This is a genomic window from Streptomyces sp. NPDC051976, from assembly GCF_040680795.1.
Classification (GTDB): Bacteria; Actinomycetota; Actinomycetes; order Streptomycetales; family Streptomycetaceae; genus Actinacidiphila.
The window spans coordinates 1-1,651 of record NZ_JBFAXL010000152.1; the positions used below are offsets into that span (position 1 = coordinate 1).

The window sequence follows — 1,651 nt, forward strand, 5'->3', positions numbered from 1 at the left end:
CCCGTTCGTCTACGCCCGCCCAACGGCCAGCATGAACGTTCGAGGCATCCCCGACACGGCCCCACCGAACACCACCCGATTCACCACCACGCTCTCAATTCACCATCAAATCGACTGCATCCCCCGGCCCCAGGTGGGACCGTAGACCCCGCGACCGACTTCCGCATGCTGGATAGGTCCCCCGCTGGGTCGTGGCGCGCAGTCGCAGTGTTCGGGTCACCGGGGTTCGAACCCGATTCTGAGGTGGTGCCATGCCGGTAGGCACAGGGGACAGAGACGAGTTCGTCTAGGCAGGGGGGAGCTGGCAATGATCACTACCGTCATTCGGAGTGAGGACATTCCGGTCTCGGAACGGTTCGCGTACTGGTACGAGCTGGTCAGCAGCCGCCCGGCGCCGAACCATTTCACCACCGAGCACACGAACGATTTCCGAGCGGACGGGACGTTCTTGCATGTGGGTCCGCTCCAAGTGTGCGAACTTTCGTTCCCGGCACTCCACACTCACCGTACGCCGGCCCTGATCCGGAAGTCCGATCCCGAGCTCTACGAACTCGGCCTGATCAAGCGAGGAGTATTCGCCGTGGAGCGGGGCCGTCGCCAGGTCGAGGTCCAGGCCGGGGACTTCCTACCCCACGACACATCCCATCCCTACGAGAGCCGTGTGGTCACCGAGCGGGCGGACATGATCGTCGTCAGGCTACCGAGAACTGTGCTGCCGCTGCGGGCCAACGAAGTGGCGCCGCTCCTTGGGCAACGGATCCCAAGCGGTGACCCTATGGGTGCCGTCATGGCCTCGTTCCTCGGCAATCTCGTTGCTGGCGCTCTCACCGGCAGTTGGACTCCGGCGGACGCCTCACGGTTTGGCTCGGTCGCGCTCGACCTGACCACCGCGTTCCTCGGTCGGCGCACGGACGCGGAGCGACGCGTTTCCGCCGAGCAAAGCCACGCGATGCTGATCCGTCAGATCCGTGCCTTCATCGAGGAGAACCTGGGCGATTCGCGGCTCACAGCGGCGGATCTGGCTGCCGCCCACAACGTCTCCGTGCGCTCCCTGCACCGGATCTTCCAGATAGAGGGCACGACCGTCGGCTCATGGGTCCGGCACCGTCGCCTGGAGCGGTGCCGACAAGATCTTGCCGACCCCTGCCTGGTCTCGCGACCGGTCCACGCGGTCGGGGCGCGGTGGGGATTCTCGAGTGGAACTGACTTCAGCCGGGCGTTCCGCGGCGCGTACGGGGTGACGCCAGGCGAATACCGGAGGACTTTCGCCTACGGCCGCGCCCCGGACCCGCAGCCGTAACCGCATCGAGAAGCACTGCAGCCGAGCAGCGCCTCCGAGCGGCTCTACAACACAGACGGCCGGCGGGACCATGCTCGCGAGGTGCCTGGGTCAGGGAGACCCGTCCACTTACTCCGTGGCCAAACCAGAAGTAGCCGTGCAGGCACCGGCGTCGGGCACCGGCACCGTGCGCTGGCTGCGCCGCGCGTGGGGCGCTTGAACGGGTGCAGCCAGGCAGAGATCCACCAGTCCACCGGCAGGTGCGCTCGAGTCGGAGGGGAGTGTCTAATAAACGGCGGATCTGTTGATCATGGAGACGCCAAGTGAGTGAGATGACGATCGAGCCCGAGTCCGTGCCTGAACCGGTCGGTG

Annotated in this window: 1 protein-coding gene; it reads left to right on the forward strand. The window is 66.0% G+C overall.

The features are described 5' to 3' along the window. Positions 1 to 307 precede the first annotated feature (307 nt). Positions 308 to 1,300 carry a helix-turn-helix domain-containing protein gene (locus tag AB0M29_RS45150; protein ID WP_365393679.1) on the forward strand — a complete coding sequence of 331 codons (993 nt, stop codon included), beginning with the start codon at positions 308 to 310 and terminating at the stop codon, positions 1,298 to 1,300. Positions 1,301 to 1,651 lie beyond the last annotated feature (351 nt).

Bases quoted from the DNA above. Each gene is read 5' to 3' on its own strand.
- AB0M29_RS45150 (WP_365393679.1), top strand. From the start codon at position 308: ATGATCACTACCGTCATTCGGAGTGAGGACATTCCGGTCTCGGAACGG.